This is a genomic window from Paenibacillus wynnii, assembly GCF_030812855.1.
GTDB classification, from domain to species: domain Bacteria; phylum Bacillota; class Bacilli; order Paenibacillales; family Paenibacillaceae; genus Paenibacillus_AQ; species Paenibacillus_AQ wynnii_A.
The window spans coordinates 42936-68519 of sequence record NZ_JAUSTK010000018.1 but is presented as its reverse complement, the minus strand read 5'-3'; the positions used below and the strand labels follow the sequence as shown (position 1 = coordinate 68519).

General features: G+C 44.8%; 25 protein-coding genes. 7 read left to right on the top strand and 18 right to left on the bottom strand.

The genetic code is table 11. The features are described 5' to 3' along the window. Window positions 1-101 precede the first annotated feature (101 nt). From J2T20_RS16895 to J2T20_RS16880, 4 genes are all read left to right on the top strand, one after another. The gene (locus tag J2T20_RS16895; protein ID WP_307590311.1) at window positions 102-344 is read left to right on the top strand and encodes a FeoA family protein; all 243 of its coding nucleotides are present in this window, start codon (window positions 102-104) and stop codon (window positions 342-344) included. After that, window positions 341-2353, top strand: a complete 2013-nt coding sequence (gene feoB, locus J2T20_RS16890; protein ID WP_307590309.1) for a ferrous iron transport protein B — start codon at window positions 341-343, stop codon at window positions 2351-2353. The genes J2T20_RS16895 and feoB overlap by 4 nt, the downstream gene beginning before the upstream one ends. A gap of 42 nt (window positions 2354-2395) precedes the next feature. Then, a complete protein-coding gene (locus tag J2T20_RS16885; protein ID WP_307590307.1) occupies window positions 2396-2584 on the top strand; it encodes a FeoB-associated Cys-rich membrane protein in 189 nt (62 codons plus the stop codon). A gap of 109 nt (window positions 2585-2693) precedes the next feature. Continuing rightward, window positions 2694-2834 (top strand): hypothetical protein, encoded by a 141-nt coding sequence (locus J2T20_RS16880; RefSeq protein ID WP_307590306.1) that lies wholly within the window; start codon window positions 2694-2696, stop codon window positions 2832-2834. A gap of 208 nt (window positions 2835-3042) precedes the next feature. Here J2T20_RS16880 and J2T20_RS16875 read toward each other — a convergent pair whose 3' ends face one another. The 5 genes from J2T20_RS16875 to leuB all read right to left on the bottom strand — a co-directional run bounded on the left by J2T20_RS16875 (window position 3043) and on the right by leuB (window position 8504). Continuing rightward, entirely contained in the window at window positions 3043-4551 is a 1509-nt protein-coding gene (locus J2T20_RS16875; protein WP_307590303.1) for a leucyl aminopeptidase, read from the bottom strand. Between the two features lie 113 nt (window positions 4552-4664). Then, the gene (locus J2T20_RS16870) at window positions 4665-5768 is read right to left on the bottom strand and encodes an ATP-binding protein (RefSeq protein WP_307590301.1); all 1104 of its coding nucleotides are present in this window, start codon (window positions 5766-5768) and stop codon (window positions 4665-4667) included. A gap of 281 nt (window positions 5769-6049) precedes the next feature. Next, window positions 6050-6457, bottom strand: coding sequence for a hypothetical protein (locus J2T20_RS16865; protein WP_036649335.1), 408 nt, complete (start codon window positions 6455-6457; stop codon window positions 6050-6052). Window positions 6458-6670: 213 nt separating this feature from the next. Beyond that, entirely contained in the window at window positions 6671-7210 is a 540-nt protein-coding gene (locus tag J2T20_RS16860; protein WP_307590299.1) for a peroxiredoxin, read from the bottom strand. A 211-nt stretch (window positions 7211-7421) separates the two neighbouring features. Beyond that, a complete protein-coding gene (leuB, locus tag J2T20_RS16855; RefSeq protein WP_307590297.1) occupies window positions 7422-8504 on the bottom strand; it encodes a 3-isopropylmalate dehydrogenase in 1083 nt (360 codons plus the stop codon). Window positions 8505-8716: 212 nt separating this feature from the next. Between leuB and J2T20_RS16850 the strand changes: the two genes are divergently transcribed. Both J2T20_RS16850 and J2T20_RS16845 read left to right on the top strand, forming a co-directional pair. Next, window positions 8717-9781, top strand: coding sequence for a hypothetical protein (locus tag J2T20_RS16850; RefSeq protein ID WP_307590295.1), 1065 nt, complete (start codon window positions 8717-8719; stop codon window positions 9779-9781). Between the two features lie 97 nt (window positions 9782-9878). Then, a complete protein-coding gene (locus tag J2T20_RS16845) occupies window positions 9879-10859 on the top strand; it encodes an aldo/keto reductase (RefSeq protein WP_307590293.1) in 981 nt (326 codons plus the stop codon). Window positions 10860-10930: 71 nt separating this feature from the next. On the opposite strand, the gene J2T20_RS16840 is transcribed toward J2T20_RS16845, so the two are convergent. The 8 genes from J2T20_RS16840 to ilvB form a co-directional block, all read right to left on the bottom strand. After that, window positions 10931-12022: a DUF4097 family beta strand repeat-containing protein gene (locus J2T20_RS16840; protein ID WP_307590291.1), complete on the bottom strand. Its 1092-nt coding sequence runs from the start codon at window positions 12020-12022 to the stop codon at window positions 10931-10933. 16 nt (window positions 12023-12038) lie between these two features. Further along, on the bottom strand, window positions 12039-12536 hold the full coding sequence (locus J2T20_RS16835; RefSeq protein WP_307590290.1) for a hypothetical protein: 498 nt from the start codon (window positions 12534-12536) through the stop codon (window positions 12039-12041). A gap of 25 nt (window positions 12537-12561) precedes the next feature. After that, the gene (locus J2T20_RS16830; protein WP_307590288.1) at window positions 12562-13026 is read right to left on the bottom strand and encodes an anti-sigma factor; all 465 of its coding nucleotides are present in this window, start codon (window positions 13024-13026) and stop codon (window positions 12562-12564) included. Further along, a complete protein-coding gene (locus J2T20_RS16825; protein ID WP_307590286.1) occupies window positions 13023-13604 on the bottom strand; it encodes an RNA polymerase sigma factor in 582 nt (193 codons plus the stop codon). Before J2T20_RS16825 ends, J2T20_RS16830 begins: the two co-directional genes overlap by 4 nt. A gap of 178 nt (window positions 13605-13782) precedes the next feature. Then, a complete protein-coding gene (locus J2T20_RS16820; protein WP_307590284.1) occupies window positions 13783-15324 on the bottom strand; it encodes a 2-isopropylmalate synthase in 1542 nt (513 codons plus the stop codon). Window positions 15325-15446: 122 nt separating this feature from the next. Continuing rightward, the gene (ilvC, locus tag J2T20_RS16815) at window positions 15447-16439 is read right to left on the bottom strand and encodes a ketol-acid reductoisomerase (protein ID WP_036649356.1); all 993 of its coding nucleotides are present in this window, start codon (window positions 16437-16439) and stop codon (window positions 15447-15449) included. 177 nt (window positions 16440-16616) lie between these two features. Further along, complete coding sequence (ilvN, locus tag J2T20_RS16810) at window positions 16617-17102, bottom strand: acetolactate synthase small subunit (RefSeq protein ID WP_307590352.1); 486 nt, start codon at window positions 17100-17102, stop codon at window positions 16617-16619. Then, complete coding sequence (ilvB, locus tag J2T20_RS16805) at window positions 17099-18847, bottom strand: biosynthetic-type acetolactate synthase large subunit (protein ID WP_307590281.1); 1749 nt, start codon at window positions 18845-18847, stop codon at window positions 17099-17101. Before ilvB ends, ilvN begins: the two co-directional genes overlap by 4 nt. A 608-nt stretch (window positions 18848-19455) precedes the next feature. Between ilvB and J2T20_RS16800 the strand changes: the two genes are divergently transcribed. Next, window positions 19456-19902 carry a GNAT family N-acetyltransferase gene (locus J2T20_RS16800; protein WP_307590279.1) on the top strand — a complete coding sequence of 149 codons (447 nt, stop codon included), beginning with the start codon at window positions 19456-19458 and terminating at the stop codon, window positions 19900-19902. A gap of 12 nt (window positions 19903-19914) precedes the next feature. Here J2T20_RS16800 and J2T20_RS16795 read toward each other — a convergent pair whose 3' ends face one another. The 5 genes from J2T20_RS16795 to J2T20_RS16775 form a co-directional block, all read right to left on the bottom strand. Beyond that, complete coding sequence (locus tag J2T20_RS16795; RefSeq protein WP_307590277.1) at window positions 19915-20262, bottom strand: hypothetical protein; 348 nt, start codon at window positions 20260-20262, stop codon at window positions 19915-19917. Between the two features lie 229 nt (window positions 20263-20491). Next, complete coding sequence (locus J2T20_RS16790; RefSeq protein WP_307590275.1) at window positions 20492-21451, bottom strand: ABC transporter permease; 960 nt, start codon at window positions 21449-21451, stop codon at window positions 20492-20494. Beyond that, window positions 21452-22525, bottom strand: coding sequence for an ABC transporter permease (locus J2T20_RS16785; protein WP_307590273.1), 1074 nt, complete (start codon window positions 22523-22525; stop codon window positions 21452-21454). Further along, a complete protein-coding gene (locus J2T20_RS16780; RefSeq protein ID WP_307590350.1) occupies window positions 22512-24056 on the bottom strand; it encodes an ABC transporter ATP-binding protein in 1545 nt (514 codons plus the stop codon). The genes J2T20_RS16785 and J2T20_RS16780 overlap by 14 nt, the downstream gene beginning before the upstream one ends. A gap of 185 nt (window positions 24057-24241) precedes the next feature. Then, window positions 24242-25282 carry a BMP family lipoprotein gene (locus J2T20_RS16775; protein ID WP_307590271.1) on the bottom strand — a complete coding sequence of 347 codons (1041 nt, stop codon included), beginning with the start codon at window positions 25280-25282 and terminating at the stop codon, window positions 24242-24244. Between the last annotated feature and the right edge of the window lie 302 nt (window positions 25283-25584).

The following is a 25584-nucleotide window of genomic DNA, read 5'->3' as shown; positions in this document are numbered from 1 at the left end:
TATGGTTTGTATGTGACAAATGTTACAGTAAAATTGCCAGAATAATGCTAAAGTACAGAAAATATTGAGATTGATTATCAGTCTCTTTTGGAGGGAATTAAATGGTCTTACTACCCTGCTCCCTATTACATCTACAACCGGGCACAATAGGCTCTATTCATAAAATTGATGGAATGAATCCCATTTTACGCCGTAGGCTTGCCGACCTGGGCGTTTCGGAAGGCGTCCTCATCAGTCTCAAAGGAAAAGGCCCTTTTCTAGGACCCATTACACTTGAATGTAACGGTCAGCTGTTCGCCATCCGTCGCAAGGAGGCTTCAAGGATTGAAGTAAATGTATCATGAGGTCGGTTGCATTGGTTGGTAACCCCAACACAGGAAAGACCTCTCTTTTCAACACACTTACTTCATCTTATGAATATGTCGGGAACTGGGCCGGAGTAACCGTAGAGAAAAAGGTGGGCTTCCTGAAGAACGGGGCCGGCAAGCTGATAGACCTACCTGGTATTTACTCCCTGCACCCGCTCTCCCGGGATGAAGGCGTAGCAGCTCAATACTTACTTGAGGAGTCCCCCGAAGCGCTCATCAACATTGTAGATGCTTCACAGCTCGAACGGAACTTGCTGCTCACTCTGCAACTGCTTGAATACGGTAAACCGACAGTACTTGGTTTGAATATGATGGACGTTGCTAATGCACGAGGCATTCATGTCAATCCGGATGTCCTTCAATCCCGCTTAGGCATTTCCGTCCTTCCGCTTATCGCCAGAACCGGTAAAGGCAGTGGGCAGGTTTTAAATATTGTAGAGAAGCCATCATCCATACCTCCGGTTCATTTCAAGCTTGACTACGGAGAGATCACCGAACTCGCCCTATCAACTATTGAAAAGGAATTACAAAATACACCTAATCTGCCTAATCACCGCTGGGTTGCCTTGCAGTTACTGGAGCAGAATCCGGTTGTCCTGGAATTCTTGAAGTCTCGTGTAGATACAGTTAAGCTGCTGGCCATTTATGAGGCTTGTCAAAGCGAACTGCAAATCAAGAAACTGGCTTTGACTCTTCCGCAATGGATTCGTTCCATTCGTATGGATTACATCCGCTCGTTATGCCAAGACGCTCTCGATACATCCGGGCAAAAACCGCATAACCTGACTGAACGACTTGATACCGTGTTGACTCACCGTTTTTTGGGACTACCCTTGTTCATATTCTTTATGTATGCTTTATTCAAAACAACCTTCGATTGGGTAGGCGGACCTTTATCTGATCTTATAGACGGTCTGCTCTCCGGTCCTGTAAGTGAGGGAACTGCTTCTCTGCTTCAATATATCGGAGCATCCAGCTTTACTCATGCACTCATTATTGACGGTATTATTGGCGGTGTCGGCGGTGTCCTTGTCTTCGTCCCGCAGATTTTCATTCTGTTTCTCATTATCTCATTCTTAGAGGATTCAGGTTACATGGCCAGAGTCTGTCTGCTGATGGACAGTACCATGGAGAGAATGGGTCTGAACGGGAAAGCCTTCATTCCATTTATTATCGGCTTCGGCTGCAACGTCCCTGCAATTATGGCGGCGCGCAGTATCGAACAGCCTAAAGACCGGATGTTAACCACACTTCTGATGCCGCTGATGTCCTGCTCTGCAAGACTTCCGGTATACGCCTTATTTGCAGCCGTATTCTTCCCAACTCAGCAGGCGTTGGCTATTTTATCAATGTATGTGATGGGTATCGTCTTCGCTCTGTTATTATGTAAGCTGTTCTCCAGATACTTATTTAAAAACGAATCATCGATCTTTATAATCGAGCTTCCTCCATATCGTTTACCACAGATCAAGACCCTGTCACGCAGCACTTGGGAAAAAGGTAAAGGCTTCCTACGCAAGGCAGGTACAATTATCCTTGCAGGTTCAGTCATTATCTGGCTGATGTCTTATGCCGGACCGGGCGGATTAGCTGTAGAGATGGACCACAGTTATTTGGCAAAATTCGGCGGAATGATCGCTCCTTTGCTTGAGCCTCTGGGCTTTGGTACATGGCAAGCAGGAGCCACGCTTGTGCCGGGTTTCCTGGCTAAGGAAGTCGTTGTATCCACTATGAATATTATTTATCACACTCCGGATGCTGCCGGTTTACAAAGCCAAGTTTCGCAAGTATTCACACCACTGAGCTCAATCAGCTTCATGGCCTTTATTCTTCTCTACATTCCTTGTCTGGCTACAGTAGGTGTTATTAAAAAAGAAACAGCTTCCTGGAAATGGACCTTTTTCTCCATGGGTTATTGTCTTGTTCTGGCGTACGTAGTATGTTTAATCATTTTCCAAGGCGGACGGCTGTTGGGTTGGGCATAATCATGGGCATCAAAGATCTTTCTAAGAAAGCGGGGCAGAGTGATGATAAATGTGTTGATTATAGGACTAATATTCGGATATTCAGGATGGATGCTGTACCGTCATGTACAGAAAGGCAAAAAGGGAGCCTGTGCCGGCTGTGACAAGGGTAAAACCTGTGAGGCTGCATCCATGGATTCTCCTTTCTCTTGTAGTAGCGGAACCCTTAACACAAGCGTTAAAAGCAAGTAAAACTATAGCATTTTAAACACTAATTTAAGATAAAACGGTTTAAAACCTTGGGAGACGGGTATGTTTGTTATAAGCAATTGCAACCAGACTCACCAAGGAGGGAATAACAATGAATACTAAGAAAACACTGTTTACTACCCTAGCGCTCGGTGCCGTTTATCTGATGAAGAACAAGGAAACACGTGATAAAGTAATGAATGGCCTCCAATCCTTCACCAAGTCTAAAAAAAAATCAGGCAGCACAATGTAAGAAGACCAAGAAGAAACGGCTTTGCCGTCCTTAATGGGAGCCTATGCTTCCGAAGCAGCGATACTCCGTATCGCTTTCAGGTATCCGTTTCTCGTAGAAATATAAGCAAAGTATGCTAAAAACTTATACTTTCTTATATTTTTAAAAATACGCACCAGTCCCTTAACCGGGCTGGTGCGTATTTTATGTTAAGCAGAATTAGTACTCTTTAGTTCTCGGCCTGACTTAGCATCCATTCCAGTAGGGTACGCACCATCACCCCTGTAGCCCCTTTCGGATTTACTCCGCGCTCCTTGGAGAGGAATGCTGTACCTGCAATATCCAAGTGGATCCAAGGCTTTCCTTCAGCGAAGGTGCCGATAAATAGTCCTGCTGTTATTGCTGCTCCATATCCTCCTGTAGCATTGCGGACATCGGCGACCTCACTTTTCAACATATCCTTGAATTCAGGGTAGGCCGGCAAGGGCCAGATTTTCTCTCCCGTTCTCTGAGAGGCGGCTGTGAATTCCTGCAAAAAGGCTTCGTCGTTCGTGACCACGCCTGTAGCGACATCTCCTAAAGTTGAAAGCACAGCACCTGTTAGCGTGGCGATGTCAATGATGCGTTCTGCTCCCCATTCTCTGGCATAGGTAAGCGCATCAGCCAGCACAACCCGGCCTTCTGCGTCCGTATTTAGTACTTCAATTGTACGACCGCTGAGGGAAGTAATAACATCACCCGGCTTGAATGCATTCGCTGAGACCATATTTTCAGCGGCAGGGATCACCATCACTACGTTAATTCGTGGACGTAACTTCCCCAGCGCCTCTGCAACGCCCAATACGGCCGCTGCCCCGCCCATATCGCTAATCATGTCCTCCATCCCTGGAGCACGTTTCAGGGAAACACCACCCGTATCAAACGTAATGCCTTTACCGACCAATCCGATAGCATTCTCCCAATGTGCTGTACCTTGATAGCGGATTACAATCATTCGCGGAGGGTTAATACTGCCTTTACCCACTGCCCATAATCCCCCCATCCCTTTGTGGACAATTTCGCGTTCATCCAATACCTCCACAGGGAAGCCGTATTTCTCTGCAATCTCCACAGCAGACACAGCCAGATCAGCCGGTACTAGCATGTTTCCAGGTATATTAGTTAAAGTACGTGCTAAGAGGGTTGCTTCTCCAAAGACCTGCCCTCGCTCCAATCCTGAAGTCCAAAGCTCTCCCTCAGGTTCAGCAAGCTCTTCCTCTATATAAAACATAACCGAGGTTATGCCCCCATATTGAGATTGCTCTTGCTTGTAATGTTTCCGTATATATGCTCCAAGTAGAAGACCTTCACTAAAGGCATGTGTAACTGCTGCCAAATCCACCCCAGCCGTCCAATTGCTCATTCCATTGGGGATCTGAATGACCAGCTTCTCGGCCTTGAGCTTAACTGCTGCCCGTGCAATTTGAGCGAACATGAGGCGCAACTCATCTACACCGAGAATACGGTCTCCCCTACCAACTAAGATAGCCGCAGAAAAGTCTAATTCCTTCTCTAGCGGCAGGACATAACTTTGCTGCAATTTCCCTTCGAATAACCCAAGCGACGCCAACCCGCCTATTCTCGAATCCCACTCTGATGAAAGTCCGCCATCCTTTATTTCCAATTCCGAAAGAATCCGGATTAGAACATCACCCTTTAACGTTGAAAGCGAAACTCCGCTGCTCCATCCAATAATCATAGTTACTCCACCACCTTTTATATATCTTATGCATTGTAACATAATAAGGCTGATCTCCTTCGGCATGTGTAGAACCGTTGAGATCAGCCTATGCTGCAACCCTTGTATAGTGTTTATTGAATAAGAGGAAGTGAGATTGTAAAGCTGGTACCTTCATTGACCTTACTGCTGACTGAAATACATCCCCCATGATTCTTGATGATTTTATCACTGACTGACAGACCCAGTCCCGTCCCATTTTTCTTAGTCGTAAAAAAAGGATTGAATAAGCGGTCCAGGGTACAAATATCCATTCCTTTACCATTATCAGAAATATAAATGCGTACCTCTGCCCCTTCACGCCGTGCTCCGATTTCTATCTTACCGGTATAATCATCATCCCGTTCTGTTATCGCTTCCATAGCATTTCTAATAATGTTAATAACAACCTGCTTCATCTGCTTAACATCCACCGATATACTTAAATCTTCGGAGAAAGGATGCAGGTGAATCTCGCAGCCCTTCATCAAGGCTTCACTCTCGGTTAGCAATACGACTTCCCTTAGCAGAAGGGAAACTGGAATGATTCCAACTTGTGGAACTGAGGGCTTGGAAGATGCTAGGAACTCATGAATAATATCATTCGCACGGTCAATTTCTGCCAGAATAATCTTGGCATACTCTTCTTTTCCCAGTTGGGTGAGATGGGGTCGAAGTAATTGGATAAAACCGCGAATGGATGTCAATGGATTACGGATCTCATGGGCAATGGAAGCAGACAGTTTTCCGAGCATAGCCAGGTTATCATTCTGATAAGCCGTTTGTTCAATACGTTTGTAATCAGAGATTTCCTTAATAACAAACAAATATTGCCCATTCATCTTTTCTCCGTAGGTCACGGATACCCGCCAATAACGGCCAAATTCATCTACAAACTCGCATGCCGATTTCCCTTTGTATATCGTTTCCCGATAAATATTTAGTACTCTTCTTTTCTTGGCGCGGCTTAATTGAACATGAGTTAACATACTGAGGATAGTACACCCTACAAGAGCATGGCGCTTCATTTCCAGAATGGTATACATCTGACTGTTAATAAAGCTGAGAATTCCGTCTTCATCAAAAAGCATAATTCCACTATCCAAGTTCTCCAGAACGTTCTCATATGTAGTATTTATGAGGCCGGATTGAAACGATCTTGCTGATAACAGCAAACCTTCCTGATATTCGCGTAACATGACACGAAGTTCCCCCTTCTACTGCAATTGACGAAGCCGCTCTACGACATCAAATTACTATGTATGTGAGTATATGACGAAGCCGTCAGAACATTCGGTTTTTGTTGTAAAATATCCAACCTTATCAACTATATTCCAATCATATCCAAGAGAGGTGAACAACGCAATCAGAGATACTGTCGAATCCTATATATTTCATAGAAATGATTCTAAAGACATAAGAAAAAAGCCTCCATCATTATTTCGGGAGGCTTCTTGGAAAATTAGGACTATGGATTTATTTAGGCTTTTTGCTGTAGACGATGCCGCCGCTGACTCATTACTGCCAGACGTTTTTTAAGCTCCCGCTCCCACTTTGTATCCCCAATTTGCTTGGCTACAGCCAACAAATCCAACGACATATCGATCTGGCTTCTAACAATAGCTAATGGGTCTTCGGTTTCCATATTGATAACATTTTCAAAAATAGACTCTTCATCTTCCATGACATAGTCCTGAAAATCTACATCAGTCACGCCATCCCCATGAGCATATTCCGCCAAAATCTCATATTCATTCTCGACCTTGTAATGAACCTCCACCCGGTGACATACCGGACAAAACAGCAGGGGAACATTATGAACTTGCGTACGATAATGTTTAAGTGTTCCCTTTGTTCCTACCATACTCGCGCCACAGCAAAAGCTCATGATTGCTCACCCTCCCAGGTTAATTTCAATGGTTTCGTATTATTGTATTACATTATGCCGATGGAGATTCCTCTTCCCTGTTTAACCTCTGCGCCCGTTTTCAAACCAGTGGCACATCTTAGATATTTTGGAGCAAAAAACCCCCTTATACCGAATTCAAATCCGGTAAAGGAGGTTACTAATCATTTCTCAAGGATCGCCTAGAAAGGGACCTTACAGATTCTTATCGCCCGGTTTCCAGTTCATTGCACATAAACCGCCCGATTGCAGTGCTTGAAGAACACGTAGTGTCTCTTCTACGCTGCGGCCTACATCGTTATGATTCACGACTTGATATTTCAACTCGCCATCAGGGTCGATGATGAACAGACCACGAAGGGCAATGCCTTCTTCTTCAATCAATACACCATAATCCTTGGCCACATTCTTAGTGATATCGGACGCAAGCGGGAAGCTCAACTGACCCAGACCGTTAGAGTCTTTAGGTGTGCTGATCCACGCTTTATGACTGTGGATGGAATCCACACTAACACCAAGAATTTCTGTATCGAGTGCCGAGAATTGATCCGCAGCATCACTAAGAGCTGTGATTTCTGTCGGGCATACAAATGTGAAATCAAGTGGATAGAAGAAGAATACAAGCCATTTGCCGCGATAGTCGGACAAGCTTACTTTACCAAAATCTTTGCCGTCCCCAGATACTGTTTCCATTGTAAAATCGGGAGCCGGTCTACCTACCAAACGTTCTGCCATTGCTTACATCCTCCTTTGATTATGTAAGAAAAACAGCTGACTTGATCAGTCCGTTAGAGGACTGACGTTATCTATGCTTTTCTTGATATGATGAGTGGGTTACTACCCTTTCTACTACACCTCAAATGGTATCATCGTACAAAATCAAAGTCAAGATTACATTGATTACTTTTTTATAATAATTATAAATAAGCAATTTTATGTGACAGTTTTACGCTTTACGGATAGCGGCAGCGATTAAATTACCCATTTCTGTTGTGCTGATCGCCTTACTCTTATCTACGGCAATATCGCTTGTGCGGTGTCCTGCATCGAGAACTTCTGCTACAGCTGCTTCAATCGCTGCTGCCGCATCCTCATACCCGAAGGTCAATCGGAACATTAACGCAAGGGACAGAATGGTTGCAATCGGGTTAGCCAGTCCTTGTCCTGCAATGTCAGGTGCTGAACCGTGTACAGGCTCGTACAACCCGTAGCTGCCTTCACCCATTGAAGCAGAGGCAAGCATACCAATAGAACCGGTAAGCATCGCTGCTTCATCACTTAGAATATCTCCGAACATATTCTCAGTGACAATTACGTCAAAGCTGGATGGACGGCGAAGAAGCTGCATGGCGCAATTATCAACCAGTACGTGCTCCAACTCTACATCCGGATATTCCGGAGCAAGCTTGTTTACTACCTCACGCCATAGACGTGAGGTCTCCAGTACGTTTGCTTTGTCGACAGAAGCCAGCTTCTTGCGGCGTTTCTGGGCAATCTCGAAAGCCTGACGTACAATACGTTCGATTTCTACAACATTATATACGCAAGTATCTACGGCTTCTTCACCAAACTCTCCTTGACGGCGCAGCTTCTCACCGAAATAGATACCGCCGGTCAGTTCACGCACAACCATAAGATCCGTGCCTTCAAGTACTTCAGGCTTCAATGTGGAAGCATCCTTCAAGCAATCAAAGACAACAGCAGGACGAAGATTAGAGAATAAGCCCAACGCTTTACGAATGCCCAGTAGTCCTGTCTCCGGGCGAAGTTCCTTCGGATTGTTGTCCCATTGGGGTCCACCTACTGCCCCCAGAAGCACTGCATCTGCACTGCGGCAAATTTCCAGCGTATCTTCCGGCAGCGGTGTGCCTCTCTGATCAATTGCAATACCTCCAAATAGAGCATGTTCTGTCTCGAATTTGTAGCCGAATACCTCTTCGGTCACTCTCAATACTTTTTCCGTTTCAGCTACAACTTCAGGTCCGATACCGTCCCCGGCGATTACTGCGATTTTTTTCACGTTGCTCATTCCAGTCACTCCTCTAGTGTTCTGCTGTCTGCAGACATAGTTCTTCTGTATATTGTTGTAACATACCCGAGGCAAAAGGACAAAGATATAGATTCTATTGGATTGATAGGTGGAGCCTATAAGATGAGGGACGAAACTCTTCATTGTATATTTCTTGACAAGTTTGTAGAATTAATGGATGGTTATAATTCCCAAATTAAGAAGGAAGGTCGATGATTTTGTTAAAAAAGATTCTGGCTTTACTGTCACTTCTTCTGGCAATAGCTTCTCCCGCATTCGCTGAAGCTTCGACTTTACCCGGTCTTCGTCCGAACGATGCAACGACTATTTCCCTAAACGATGAAACTTCTCTGTTGATCAATAAAGGAAACGCAACTATTTCCGCGATCAACCTAAGTAGTGAAGCCCTCAGCTGGAAGAAGACCTTTACAACCCTGTATGATGTGAAAATACTTCAGTATCCAACGAAAATTATTGTTCTGACCAAAGAGAAGCAGCATCTAAAAAAACTTACGCTGGATGCTTCGGGTAATATTTTGACGCAAACGGTGTATGCTTCTATGAAGACAGGCATGAATCCCTACTTGGCTTACTGGGTCGCTCCAGAAGAGCATAACAGCGAAATGATACTTATTCAACAAGACAAGAATACTCAACTATTTAAATCTCCTTGGAACAAACCTTTTAAAGAACTAAAGACAGCAATGGAACCCAATTCGAGCTACGAGAACGTTATTTTGAGAAAGCTAGCCTTTCAATCTCCCTACCTCATTGTTGAACAAGACGGAGGGGCCTTTATGCAGGAACAAATCTTTTATCAAGTTTTTGATATTTATTCTGGCAAGAAATACACCATTGCATCCGAGTGGAATGTCAGAAGCGAATTCTTGGTCAGAAAAAATCAACTCATCATTACAACAAGCTATGGAGAATTACGCCCATCCATTGGTCCTAAGAAGGAGCATCAGATTTTCGGGATTTATGACTTGAAGACAGGCAAACCAATCACTTTAAAAACGTATACCTTTTCCAATGACTCCATTTTTTTCGCATGGGACTGCATTGTCCAAAACGACAATACTTTCTTCTTCACAGATCTAATTACGGGTTCCTGGACTCTCTTCGATTCCAATGGAACTGGATATTTCCCTATGCAAAAAAATCCCGAGGCCAACAGTCAGCAATTTATTCACTATTCATCAAAGCTCAATAAGGCCACCTTCTTAATCTCTACCGATAACGGGAAGAGCTCCTTCCTTAAAAGCCAACAGCTGTAGCTGGCTCCATTTGCTCTTATTTCTTAAGTTGTTTACAATTAGTAGGTAGTTGGTTAATTATAGGTTATTTCAAATTCATTGAAGGAGTGATTGCGAAGTGCAGTACGCTAAGCTTGGTAAATCAGGCATGAAGGTTAGCCGCCTTTGTCTGGGAACGATGAATTTTGGTCCACAAACAGATGAGAAAGAAGCCTTCCGTATCATGGATGCTGCTCTGGATGCCGGAGTTAACTTTTTTGATACCGCTAACATTTACGGATGGGGTGAGAATTCCGGCCTTACGGAAAGCATCATCGGGCGTTGGTTCAAACAAGGTGGCGGACGCCGTGAAAAGGTTGTACTAGCTACAAAAGTATATGGAGCAATGAGCGATAAGCTTGATGGCCCGAATGATGAAAGCGGACTTTCTTCCTATATTATCCGGCGTCACTTGGAGGCTTCACTCCAGCGCCTTCAGACTGATCATATTGAGTTGTATCAGATGCACCATGTAGACCGCAGTGTATCATGGGACGAGCTGTGGAGTGCATTTGAGCTTGCGGTAAGTCAAGGAAAGATCGGTTATGTCGGTTCAAGCAATTTTGCCGGCTGGGATATAGCAGTAGCACAGCAAGAAGCGAAAGCCCGCGGCTTCTTAGGCCTCGTATCAGAACAGCATAAGTACAGCTTGACCTGCCGTCTTCCGGAGCTTGAGGTGCTTCCTGCATCCCTAAGCCTTGGACTTGGCATAATTCCATGGAGTCCATTGGACGGGGGCCTTCTTGGCCGTAACGCACTCATGAAAATTGAAGGCAGCCGCAGCGGAGGCAATGCAGAGCGTGTGGAGCAGCATAAGAGCCAGCTTGAAGCCTTCGCAGCATTAAGTCTGGAGCTTGGTGAGCCACAAGATAATATTGCCTTAGCATGGCTCCTGGCGAATCCTGCCGTTACGGCACCTATTATCGGCCCACGTACACTAGAGCAATTCGAAAGCGCATTGCGCAGTCTTGAGGTTGTATTAGACGAGTCCGTTATGGCTCGCCTGGATGAGATTTTCCCAGGCCCCGGAGGAGAAGCTCCTAAAGCTTACGCCTGGTAAGATCGCCACTATAATAATCAAAGGGATATCCTAGTGCCTTTTAATGGCCTGGGATATCCCTTTTCTTTTAGTTATTCCATTACATCCACTGTCACACTACCGTTGCTGGTAGATAAGTCAACCTTATGAGATCCGTCACCCAGGGCAGCTGTTCCATGATTATCCCCGTCACGATCCCAAGGCACATTGCCTTTTAGTGATCCATTGCTTGTATCCCCAGTAATCGTTGCATTTACGCCTGAAGGCAAATCCAGCTGGATCTTTCCATTGCTTGAAGTGCATTTCCAGTCGCCGGTTATATCTGAATTAATCATTATTTTGCCATTGCTGCTCTTTGCAGTAAGCGAACCTTCGATATGATCTAGCGAGATTGCTCCGTTGGAGCTGACCAGTTCAACTTTACCTTGTATATTTTTGGCAGTCAGAGAACCGTTGCTGGAATGTGCTTGAACATCACCCACTATATCATGAAGATCCATAGTTCCATTTGACGTTTCTGCGATTAAGCCCGACTCAAGCTCCATAGCTTCGATTGAGCCGTCGCTTGTGTCAATTTCCACGGCCAGATTCTGAGGAATATTAACGTTCAGATAAGGATTTTTAGAATTGAAGCCAAATTGAATGAGATTGAACCATTCCGTCTTTTCGTCCAGTTTCAACACCAAAGTATCTCCTTCTGTCGTTACTAGCCACTTCTTCTCAAGCGCACTTAATGCTTCACTCTCAGAATCTCCTGGAACGAGCAGACTTCCTTCATAATCCAATAAACTCCCCGTTACACCATTTATTTTCACCTTACCATTAGGAATAGATATCTTTACTGCCTTGATTTCGGATTTCACCTCTATGGCCCCATTAAGCGGAGTGAGCTTCATATTGCCAAACAGAGTATTAAACGAACCCCCAGACAATGCCGATTGTCCTGCACTTGCTCCTATTAACAGAATGATAAGAAGGATAGCCCAGCCGCTTACACGGCTTTTGACTTCTGAACGAATCATAAGACGGCCCAGCATTTCCAGACCTAAGGCTATAAGCAATACCGGCCATAAATAGCCAAGCGCTGCATAGGTTAGCTCACCATACTGAACAAGTCCAATAATAACTCCCAAAGCAATACAACCTATAGCTGCTGTTAAACTGCCGATTTTCCATCTCCCCATGTTACTTCCAACTCCCTTAAGCCCTTGTATTGTTTTTCAGCATCCGCAGACCGTAGCCGATAAGTCCGACTGACAACAGAATGGTGCCGATATTAATTTCAGTAAGAATGCTCCATAATGTCGGAAATGCTGTAATGATCAGAAGCAACACTCCGGCAACTACACAAGCACCACCTACCCAGGCTGGGTCGACATCATCCTGGGGGAAACCCGGGAGCGAATGCATATCGAATGTCCAGGGAGCGCCAAAGCTATCGGGATGGAACATCAGCCGCTCATGCTCTGCTATTGATATTTTCATCCAGGTGGCCTTTTGCAAAGCATCAAATAATTGATAGAACCATAAAGCAGCTAAAGCGAATGGAAAGACTGTCGGCATTGACGGGATAAAGATAATACAGACGAAAGCTCCGATCATAAACTGCAGGCCTAATTTCTTGAATCCCAGATACATATGGCCGAGTCCCGGTACCATAGCCAGCATAAATGTAAGCCAGCGCTTCTTCTTAATCATGAAATACCCTCCTAATAATATCTAATTATTTATTTATGGGTGGATTGGCCTGTGGACCGAACAAAGCGGTAACGGAGTTCGACATGTGACCATTAATTTCGGTAATCTGATAGGCCAACCCCTCAAACACACCGAACTGAAATAATAAAAAGGTCAGACATGCAGCCACGCTATAATGCATCCACGAGGTCCGTGGTGTATAACGACGTCTTGAAGTAGTTGGAACAGGAACCCGCTGAATGCGCTCGGCTTCGATAAGTTCAATCTTAGCCATAACCGCACCTGTTAGATCAGGGATATCCAGGTCTACCTGCAACCCCATGTTCCCCTCCATCTCTCTCCAGAGTGCAGCCATATCACGAGCTACCTCCAGACTTTGTACGCAAGCAGGACAGGTATCTATATGAAGACGAATGCTTCGTTCTCTCTCGAGGGACAACAAGCCATCCAGATAATGAGGCATCCATTCTTTGATCTGTTCACAATTCATCGCCATTCCTCCCCACTCTTACGCATCATTTGTCTGGCACGATATAACTGTGACTCCACAGTTTTGACAGAAACACCTTTTTGCTCTGCAATTTCCTGATAGGAATGACGCTGAAAATAATACAGCTGTACGACCGACCGGTACGGTTCCGCAAGACTGTTAAGATTCTCATCCAGTTCAGCCGACGCTTCTTTACGAAGGGCTGCATGCTCTGGGGTTTGCGACGTAATCCAATCATTCTCGGTATAAGTGGCCGTACTTCGGTGACGCCATTCCCTGTCATTGGCCCGTTTCCAGTCCAGACAGGTACGATAAGCGATCCTATATAGCCAGGTAGAGAAGGAAGATTGCCCCCTGAAGGAGGGGAGTGCTTTATAGGCTTTTATAAAAACCTCCTGGGCCATGTCTTTGGCTGACTCGGCTTCTCCTGTAATCTTTAAGCATACTCTATAAACCAAGCCCTGATAACGTGTCACCAAATGCCCAAAGGCTTCATGTTGACCATTAAGCACGGCAGAAATCCACTCCGCCTCTTCCAGTTTTCTCCCCTCCTCCAGCTTCTTTAAGTTAGACGACACTCATTCTGATATCCCTGCAACTAATTGCAAATTATTATAAATATTAAGGCTCTAGGCCTATTATTTATATCCTACAACAAAAAATGATAAAAAAAATATAACCATTATCTGATCAAAAAAACCGTTCCTCAGCAAAATTCACTGTGGAACGGTTTTAATTTTGTCGAATTAAGAAAGGTTATAAACTGGCATGATCACGCTTCGTGAACGTCCGCCGTTTTTCCAAAAGTTTATTAAGTGCATTAAGATAGGCTCTGGCACTCGCTTCGAGAATATCTGTGCTTAAACCTCGGCCCTGCGCGGCTACATCACCCTGCGTGAGAACAACATGAACTTCACCCTGTGCGTCTTTGCCTCGGCTTACGGATTTGATGGAATAGTCACCCAGGGTAACTTCCTCTCCTGTTGCCCTATCAATAGCATTATATATAGCATCAACAGATCCGTTACCCTCTGCTACAGCAGTGATAAGCTGTTCATCGGGACCGCTAATAATAACCTTTGCATTAGGAGTAGCTTCATTGCCGTAAGTGACGTAAATCGTCTTAAGACTAAAAATTTCCGGTGTATCAATCAATTTCTCTTCAATTAACGCAAGGATATCCTCATCAGATACCTCTTTCTTCTTATCCGCCAAATCCTTGAACTTGGCAAAGGTTGTATTCAGCTCCGCTTCCGGAAGATCATATCCCAGATCGTTCAGCTTATCCCTAAAAGCATGGCGGCCCGAATGTTTGCCTAGAACCAGCTTGCTCTCCTTAAGTCCAATTGTTTCCGGCGTCATGATTTCGTAGGTTGTTTTCTCCTTCAACATCCCATCCTGATGGATACCGGATTCATGGGCAAATGCATTGGCACCAACGATTGCCTTGTTCCCTGGAACTACCATACCCGTCAACTTACTAACGAGACGGCTGGTACGGGAAATTTCCGAGAGCATCAGGGAGGTCTTCGCACCAAAAAATTCGCTGCGTGTTTCCAGAGCCATAGCTATCTCTTCAATGGCTGTGTTACCAGCTCTTTCACCGATTCCGTTGATGGTTCCTTCGATCTGATCCGCTCCGTTCTGAATCGCAGCGAGCGTGTTAGCCGTTGCCATCCCTAGATCATTATGACAGTGGGCACTAAGCTGGACTCGTTCAATATCAGGCACATTTTCCTTAAGGTATTTGAAGATCGCTCCGTATTCTGAAGGATTCAAATAGCCTACAGTATCCGGGATATTGACCACATTCGCACCTTCACGAATCGCCATCCCAACCACCTCAGCCATAAAATCAAGTTCCGTACGACCCGCATCTTCCAAAGAAAACTCAAGCTTGGAAAAATGCTTTTTGGCATAGCGTATGGCTGATTGGGCCGTTTCCAGCACCTCAGCCTTACTCATACGCAGCTTGTGCAAGCGATGAATGGGCGAGGTGGCCAGAAAAATATGAATGCAAGGGTCTTGAGCTCCCTGCAGAGCCTCTTTAACAGCATCAATGTCACTCTCGCGTGAACGGGAGAGACCAATGACTGTTACGTTCTTGACGGCTCTCGCCACTGCATTTACAGCAGCCAGATCACCTGGTGAGGCTGCAGGAAATCCTGCCTCCATGCGGTCAATCCCCAGTTTCTCCAACTGGTAGGCAATCTCTACTTTCTCACGCGTATTCAAATTCACACCCGGCGACTGCTCTCCGTCACGAAGCGTCGTATCGAAAACATATATTTTCCGCATGCTAGGCACCCCCCAAATAGAAATAGTAACAGTATACAAAACCTTCAAATGCGGCTCGCAAAGTGTACGGCCGCATCGAAGTATTACATTATATGTCCTTAAGCTTACTTAAGTATTTAAGATTATTTCTTGATCCAGTGCATCATTTCACGCAGCTGAGCTCCAACAACCTCTACAGGGTGATTAGCTTCATTGCGACGGGTAGCGGTCAGGAATGCACGGCCTGATTGGTTCTCCAAGATGAAATCACGGGCGAATTTACCTTGTTGAATATCGGTAAGTACAGCTTTCATTGCTTTTTTCGTATCAGCAGTTACGATACGTGGGCCTGTTACATAGTCACCGTATTCAGCTGTGTTACTGATGGAATCGCGCATAGATGCCAATCCACCTTCGTAGATCATGTCAACGATCAGCTTCAACTCATGCAGACATTCAAAGTAGGCCATTTCAGGAGCATACCCTGCTTCTGTCAATGTTTCAAAACCTGCTTTAATCAGTTCAGACACACCGCCACACAATACAGCTTGCTCACCGAACAGGTCGGTTTCTGTTTCTTCACGGAATGAAGTCTCAATCACTCCTGCACGAGTACATCCGATACCTTTTGCATAGGCTAAGCCCACTTCTTTTGCTTTGCCAGTTGCATCTTGCTCAATAGCAATGAGTCCAGGAACGCCGAAGCCTTCTACATAAGTACGACGAACCATGTGACCTGGTGATTTTGGAGCTACAAGCAATACATCCGCATCTTTAGGAGCAACAATTTGTCCAAAGTGTACGTTAAAACCGTGGGAGAACATCAGAGCCGCACCTTTTTTGAGGTTCGGTTCGATATCATTTTTATATACAGATGCCTGTGTTTCATCCGGCAAGAGAATTTGTACTACATCCGCACGTGATACGGCTTCTGCTACTGGAAGTACTTCAAACCCGTCATTCTGAGCGGTTTCGAAAGACTTACCTTCACGCAAACCGATAACAACCTGCAAACCGCTGTCACGTAGATTTTGAGCTTGGGCATGGCCTTGGCTGCCGTAACCGATTACCGCAATTGTCTTGCCTTTCAATACGCTAAGTTCTGCATCCTGTTCATAGTACGTTGTCACTGCCATTGTCAAAATCCTCCTTTTATTTGGGACCCATCTAAAGAGCGGGTACTTCAAGAGAGCTGGCTGCTGATTTTGAATAAAAGCTACTCTTCAAGCTCCCGCTCTTTAGCGGGAGTACCGTGCACGATCAAATATTAACGCCTAAAAGCATCAATCCGTTAAAGCCATAAAATATAGTGTTTATGCATTGCCGCGAATCATCGCTGTAACTCCTGTACGTGAGAGTTCCTTAATGCCGTAAGGCTTCATCAACTCAATCATTGCATCAATCTTTGTTGTTTCTCCTACCACTTGAACCAGCATGCTGGTACTACCAATATCAACAACAGAAGCCCGGAACGTTTCAACTACACCCATAATTTCTGGACGTTCCGCAGGCTCGGACTTCACTTTTATAAGTGCAAGTTCACGAGCAACCATTGGTTTGGAGCCTAAATCAACCACCTTAATGACATCAATCAGCTTGTAAAGTTGTTTCTCTATTTGTTCCAGTGTATTCTGGTCCCCAAGAGTCACTATGACCATCCTGGACAGCCCAACCTCTTCAGACTGTCCAACAGTGATGCTCTCAATATTAAACCCCCGGCGTCCAAACAAGCCAGACACCCGTTGCAATACACCTGGCTGGTCATTTACTAGAACGGCAATCGTGTGTTTCATCACTATTCTTCATCCCCCATCAGCATTTGATCAATGGTTGCACCTTGTACGACCATCGGGTAGACGTTCTCGTTCTTAGGTACAACGAATTCTACCAATACTGGACCTGGTGTTTCCAGCGCTTCCTTCCACGCTGCACTTGCTTCTTCCTTATTCGTTGCCCGTAGGCCCTTTACCCCGTAAGCTTCGGCGAGCTTAACAAAATCAGGGCTGCCTGCCAAGTCTGTATAGCTGTAACGCTTGTTATAAATAAGGGTTTGCCACTGCCGTACCATACCGAGTACTTCGTTGTTAATAACAACTATTTTAACCGGAATGTTGTTAATTGCACAAATGGCCAGTTCTTGGGAACACATTTGCATCCCACCATCACCATTAATGGATACTACTAACCGTTCAGGATAGGCCATCTGTGCTCCGATCGCTGCCGGGAATCCAAAGCCCATCGTACCCAGGCCTCCAGAGGTAATCCATGAACGCGGATGATTAAATTTGTAATATTGTGCAGCCCACATTTGGTGCTGCCCTACATCCGTTGTGACAATGGCCTCACCCTTAGTAGTTTGATTAATCATTTCAATAACCCATTGGGGCTTAAGCTCCAACTCCGAATCATTATACCGCAGGGGTTTGTCCAGCTTCCACTGAGCAATTTGTGTTCTCCATGCATCTGCCTTAGCTGTACGACTCACGTCAGGATTCAGCATTTCCAGTACTGTCTTTACATCTCCAACAATTGGAATATTAGGCTTTACATTCTTGCCAATCTCAGCCGGATCAATGTCGATATGAACGATCTTTGCTTTCGGGGCAAAACCATTAAGTTTGCCGGTAACACGGTCATCAAACCGGGCACCGATATTAATTAGCAAGTCACACTCTTGAATAGCATTATTGGCGGTATATGTTCCGTGCATGCCCGGCATACCCATCCACAGATCATCGGCACTTGGGATAGCGCCAAGACCCAGCAAAGTTGTTGTGATCGGAATCTCAGTCCGCTTCACGAATTCATACATAGCTTCATGTGCCCCGGAGTAGATAACCCCGCCACCTGCAATGATCACTGGACGTTCCGCAGCCGCAATCGCGCGAACCAGTTTCTCAAGCTGCAGCTTATTCGGAACCGTCCGAGGATTATAACCACGAAGATTAACAGAATTCACAGGAGTGAACAATGTCATCGCTGCAGATACATCTTTTGGAATATCGATAAGCACTGGACCCTTACGACCTGTATTAGCAATATGGAAAGCTTCATGAATGACACGGGGTAGATCCTCTACATCTCGAACAAGATAGCTATGCTTAGTAATCGGCATTGTTATTCCCGTAATATCTGCTTCCTGAAAAGCATCTGTTCCAATCAAGCTGGAGAAAACATTTCCTGTGATCACCACAAGAGGTACAGAATCCATAAATGCTGTAGCGATTCCCGTTACCAAGTTTGTCGCCCCAGGGCCTGAGGTCGCTATACAGACACCCGCTTTGCCGCTTGCTCTCGCGTAACCATCAGCCGCATGAATAGCACCTTGCTCATGGCGTGTAAGTATGTGTTTGAATTCTTTGAAGTTGTGCAAAGCATCATAGATATAAAGTACAGCTCCACCCGGATAACCGAATACAGTATCCACACCTTCCAGTACAAGACTGCGAAGTAAAATTTCCGATCCGGAAATGACCTCAGGCTTCTTCCATCTCTCCCGTAGCTCTTCAGCCGACTGTACTTCTTCTGGTATTTGTGCGCTCATCAGTATTCCTCCTCCGATATTTAACATTCATTATGCAAATGACGGACCGTCTACGTAACAACAATTAGGTAAGAGACCACTTGATCTTCCTTCTTGGCAACAAAAAAACCTTCCGCCTCTCACGCACAGTAATAGCGCGTGAGGGACGAAAGGTTGAGCTTCCGTGGTACCACCCATGTTTGCATTACATCTCACGATGTAACGCCTTATCAGGTATACAAAAATCCATCGATGTAGGCAGGGCCCAAATCTCTGTAACCTGAAGTCCGTAACGCGGACCAAACGATTCCCCCTAATAATTCCACCCCCGTATCCAGTGGACCTTTCAGGAAAACAGCTCCGAGGTGAGCTCGTATATAAGGGATTTTGGTGGAGGTTGCAGCAGATCCTCTCACTCTCTGAACAAAAGAGCCCTTAAAACTTCGTCCTCATCATTGCCGATGCATGTATACTCGATAAAATGTTTAGACACATTATATGATTCCTCACACGGTTAGTCAATACCCATCTTTTCGTTAATGATTTATTGTCCTTCTTATTTCATGGGTGGAACGCTCATACCCCCTGCCGTCATATGATGTACAACAACGCGTGTGAGGGGGCGCTTTATGATTCGTTACCGTAGACCCAAGCAGGATGATACCGTGATTATTGGGTTAATTGAAACCCAGCTTGTACCCTTATCACATATGCCTGAAAGCGTACTAAATCAGATAAAAAAGGAAATGCCACGACGACTGGCACACGGAGTAACCCTGGTGGCTTGTCCTGATTACGATAGCGACCCTGTAGGGTTCGTTCATTACATGCTACACGGGGATTTACTGTACATCGATATGCTGGCCATAGCACCCAACGCCCAGCGCAAACGTTGGGGAAATATGCTGATGGACCGTGCAGAGCGATTTGCACTTTCTCGTGGGTGCAAGAGGGCCAAGGTAGCCGTAGACGCCGGAAATGCCGTGGGTCTTTCCTTTTATCAAAAGATGGATTACAGCATAGCACGCTATCTGACACAAAGCTTTTGTTATGAGTTAGAAAAACAGCTTTCGTAAGAGGATATACGCTTAAAAAAATCCAAGAGGCGGTACCCCACCATATCCTCCGTTATACCCATATCCACCGCCTACTCCGTAGCCGCCTCCACCATAGCCGTATCCACTGCCATAAGGAGCCCCGCCGTATCCATAGCCGCCATAATTGTATGGAGCTGTACCGACAGCCAACAGATCAAACAAGACCAAAGGAATAAGAGCCTTTGTTTGTACTTTTTTGCCGGATACCCGCTGTACAATAAGACGGTTCCCGGAGATTCGGAGCAGCTTACCCGAAATCTTGGTACCATCTTTTTTTAATGCTACAATATTTTTCCCTATAAGCTTCATGACCTGCTTCTTCGTTACCGGTTGTGTCATTATATCCCTCCTCAAAAGTTTGCACAAAGGTTTTATTCAGTTAACCCCTTGTAATAAAATGGACTAATCCGACTTTAACCGTCTTCGAAACAATGTATTCGCCAAATCCCTTGTTCGCCTGTACCTCAGCCCGTTCCAACTCAATAAGGTCATTATAGATATAGCTGAATGCAAAAAAACGCATCCCCGGATAAACGGAAATGCGTTAAAAAATCGAATAATATAGAGTTTATCGTTTGCCTGGATCATAAGGCTGACCCAAAGCTTTTGGTGCAGAGGAACGGCCCACAGCGCTTACCAACACAATAATTGTCAACACATACGGAATCATGAAAATGAATTCCTGAGGGATATTCTTCGACCACTCAAACAATTGAACATAGTTACGAATGGCTTGCGAGAATCCAAAGAATACAGCTGCGCCAAAGGCACCTACAGGATTCCATTTACCAAAAATCATCGCAGCTATAGCAATAAAGCCTTGACCGGAGATAGTGTTGTGAGCAAAGGTACTTGTAGTTGTAAGTGTAATAGTCGCTCCACCAATACCAGCCAGCATTCCACTCAGAATTACACCAATATATCTCATTTTGTTCACATTAACGCCTAGCGTATCCGCAGCACTCGGGTGTTCACCGACAGCACGAAGACGCAGACCGAACGGAGTCTTGAACAGAACAAAATAAATGACGATTACCAACACAATAGCCAGATAAGTTGTGGGATAGGAACTGAATATTCCCTCCCCAATAATTGGGATATCAGAAAGCAGAGGCACTTTATATTTACTGAAGCCTGCCAGGAGCGGGGTTTCACCCGAGCCCTCAAACAAGAGCTTTACCATGTAAAGAGTACTACCGGCGGCTAAAAAGTTAATAACCGTACCGCTAATCGTCTGATCGGCCTTAAATGTAATAGAGGCTACAGCATGTATTAGTGATCCTAGAGCGCCAACAACAATAGCGCATATAACACCTACCCAAGGAGCCCAAGCCCCAAACCCTGCATCCTGTGCGTAGTATCCACCTACTGCAGCAGCAAAAGCACCAAACATCATCAAGCCTTCAAGTCCAATATTCACTACACCGGAGCGTTCTGAGAAGATGCCGCCAAGTGCGGCAAAAATGAGCGCTGTGGAAAATACAAGTGTCGTATTTAGCAATTGACCTAGCAGCGTCAGCACATCCATCTATAACACCTTCTCTTTCTTACGCTTGAAGTAAAAGGGTTTAAGGACCCATCGTACAATTCCCTGTGCAGCAATAAAGAATATAATCGATCCAATAACTATCCGGATCAGTTCAGGAGGAACATCCGCCCCGAAGCTCATACCCGCAGAGCCATAAGTTAATGTACCGTAAAGAATTGCGGCTAGAATAACGCCAAGCGGATGTGTTAATCCAAGCAATGCGACCGCAATACCATCAAAGCCATACCCTGGTGATGCGGCAAAAATGGATTGGTAATGGAATACTCCAAGCACCTCTCCTGCACCTGCTAAGCCGGCAAATACACCACTGATAAACATAGCCTTAATAACATTACGTCCTACGTTCATCCCAGCATACTCAGCAGCATGTGGATTCAGGCCAACAGCACGCATTTCGTAACCTTGTTTCGACTTCCATAAGAAAATATAGAAGAAGGTTGCTGCCCCCAAAGCAATGAAAGTTCCCCAGTGCAATCGGGCGTTATCAAATAGAGAATTCAGAAAGGTCATAGACAACGAAGCTGGAATATCCTCAGAGCGATTCTGGCCCGGAAGCAGCAAAAACGTTCTAACAATATAATTGGACAAGAACAATGCTATCCAGTTCAACATGATCGTTGTAATAACTTCATTAATCCCCCGCTTGGCTTTCAAATAGCCTGCTATTCCGGCATAAAGCCCGCCAAATAGCCCCGCAGCTATAACAGAAAGCGGAACAACGATGAACATTGGCAGACCAGCGAACTTGATCCCTATCACACTTGCCGCTGTCATTCCTATAATTACTTGGCCGTCAGCACCAATATTAAATAAACCTGAACGGAACGCAAAAGCAACTGCCAAACCTGTTAGCATCAACGGAGTCATTTCACGAATGGCTTCACCGAAGTCATATGGACTACCGAAGACCCGTTGAAACAATGCAGAATACGCTTCAATAGGGTTATAGCCGCCGACGATCATAACTATAGCTCCAACCAGGAAGCCCAACAGAATGGCGACAAGAGGTACGATATAGACATCTGTCGCAAATATTTTTTTAAACCTTTGCATTTGCGTTACCTCCCCGCTTCAAGCTGCCTGCCATCATTAGCCCAAGCTCCTGATCATTCGTATCCTGAGGGAATACCTCGCCAACAATTTGTCCTTCGTAAATAACAGCTATTCTATCGGATACATTCATAATTTCATCCAACTCGAACGAAATCAGAAGTACGGCCTTGCCTTGGTCCCGCTGAGCAATCAATTGCTTCTGAACGAATTCGATCGCTCCTACATCAAGTCCGCGTGTAGGCTGCGCAGCTATCAGCAAGGTTGGATTTTTGTCTATTTCCCGAGCAATAATCGCTTTTTGCTGATTACCGCCGGACAAGGAACGCGCCATGTTCTCAATAGATGGCGTACGTACATCGAACTGTTTGACCAAATCTTCAGCATGCTTATTAATAATTTCCTTATCTAAGAAGCCGTTTTTGTTATACGGACTCTTATAATAAGTTTCCAACACCATATTCTCGCTTACAGTGAAATCAAGCACAAGACCATGTTTATGGCGGTCTTCAGGAATATGAGATACGTTCATTTCAATAACTTCACGCGGGGAAAGGTTGGCAATTTCTTTCCCGGTCATCGTAATGGAACCGGAATCAATTTTGCGCAGACCTGTGATCGCTTGAAGTAACTCACTCTGTCCATTTCCATCTACACCGGCAATCCCTAGGATCTCTCCAGCTTTGACTTCGAAACTGAGTCCGTTCAAAACGGAGATCCCATCTTTATTCTTGCTATTCACATCATTCAACTTGAGGACAGCTTGTCCAACATGCGGAGCCTGTTTATCCACTTTGAATGTCACACCGCGACCGACCATCTTTTCAGCCAGCTCGTTCGGATTTGTGTTGGAGGTTTGCACAGTATCAATTACTTTACCACGGCGGATAATGGTAACCCGATCGGATATTTGCATAATCTCTTTAAGTTTATGTGTGATCAAAATAATGGATTTACCCTCTGCAACCAGCCGCTTCATAATGGCCATCAGCTCAATAATTTCTTGCGGCGTAAGAACGGCGGTGGGTTCGTCGAATATGAGAATATCCGCTCCTCGATACAGTGTCTTCATAATTTCTACACGTTGCTGCATGCCTACAGAGATATCATGGATTTTGGCATTCGGATCCACTTGAAGGCCATACTGCTCGGATAGCTTGCGAACCTGTTCTGAAGCGGATTTGTAGTCGATTTTAAGACCTTTCTTCGGTTCCATCCCAAGGACAATATTTTCAGTAACCGTAAACGGCTCTACAAGCTTGAAATGCTGGTGAACCATACCTATACCAAGTTCAATAGCCTTATTTGGGTTATCAATTATAACTGGTTTCCCATCGATTTCGATGCTACCTTCATCGGGCTGGTAGAGACCGAATACAATATTCATCAAGGTCGACTTGCCCGCTCCGTTTTCACCAAGCAGTGCATGAATCTCCCCCTTCTCCAATGTCAGACTTATGGAGTCGTTGGCGATAATACCGGGAAAGCGCTTTGTGATTTGCTTCAACTCTACGACTGGAGCCGCAGCACTCATGGAATCACCCTCATCACAGAATAAAATACTGGCAATACTGCTCCGGAAGTTGGTCTCCTTATTCGGGAGATTACTTCGCAAAGTTGTGTTGTATCTCTAAGATACACTAATAAACGTTAACAAGGAACAAGGCCAGCTAGTATCCGGCCTTGTTCCTTGTTCAAATACAAAGAGTTATGGCAAAATTACTCGGCAGGAACAGTAATTGTTCCATCGATAATTTGTTTTTTGAACTCTTCAACTTTAGCCAGAATTTCTGCACTGACATTAGCCTTAGAAGTTTCAGGGAGACCTACTCCGTTATCTTTCAATCCAAGAACGGTTACTGCGCCGCCTTTGAACGTGCCATCGATTACTTGTTGGGAAACCATTTTAACAGCTTCGTCAACACGTTTAACCATGGAAGTCAAAGTTACTTCGTCACCAAACTCAAGAGATTGGTCTTTATCAACGCCGATAACCCATACTTTTTCTCCACCGGCTTTGTTACGGGAAGTAGCTTCATTAAACACACCGTTGCCAGTTGCGCCAGCAGCAGGGAAAATGATGTCATTACCAGCATCGTACAAAGTAGTAGCCATGGATTTACCGATATCCGGTTTGTCATAAGCGCCTGCATAAGTATTGGTTACTTTAGCGTCAGGATTAACTGCTTTGACTCCGGCTGTGAAGCCCACTTCAAAACGTTTAATAACTGGGCTTTCCATACCACCGATAAAGGCTACCTTGTTAGTTTTAGTAGTAAGACCTGCAACAACGCCAACCAAGAAAGATCCTTCATTCTCGGAGAAAGTAACGGACTGAACGTTAGGAGCGTCCACTACACTGTCGATGATTGCCAAGTTAGCATCTGGGTTCTGTTTAGCCACAGTACCAAGAGCATCTCCAAGATCAAAACCGATAGCCCAAGTTAGGTTGTAGCCATCTTTAATGAATTGGTTAAGGTTTGGCTGATAATCAGCATTGGACTTACTTTGCAAATATTTAACTTCAATACCCGCCTCTTTCTTAAGAGCTTCCAGTGCTTCCCAAGCAGATTGGTTAAAGGATTTGTCATTTACACCGCCTACGTCAGTTACCATACCGATCTTAACATCGGATTTAGCAGCATTTGTTGGTGCATTAGTAGCCGCCGCGTTTTCATTAGCATTGTTCTTGCCGCAACCAGCTAGAATGACTGTCATTGCAAGCAGCATAACGAGCGATAGTTTGAAAGCTTTTTTCATCGAATGTGTTCCCCCTTAAGAAATTGGATGTCTTCTGTCTTTGCATGGACATTCCATTGTACAAATTATAACTGCAAAAAACCTTAAAATCCAGTCAATTAATGACCTCTGGTCAATAATAATTTGAGGATTGGTGTAAGAAAACGCTTTCTATGACACCATATGTGATAATAGTTTTCAGCCTATGTGATGGAATCTCTAAAACGTTGTTCTTTTTAAACCATCCAATACAAAAATAGTATTGCACAAGGATGTATTTTCTATTAGTATGAATCTTTATAATTGCACCCGAAAGGAAGTTA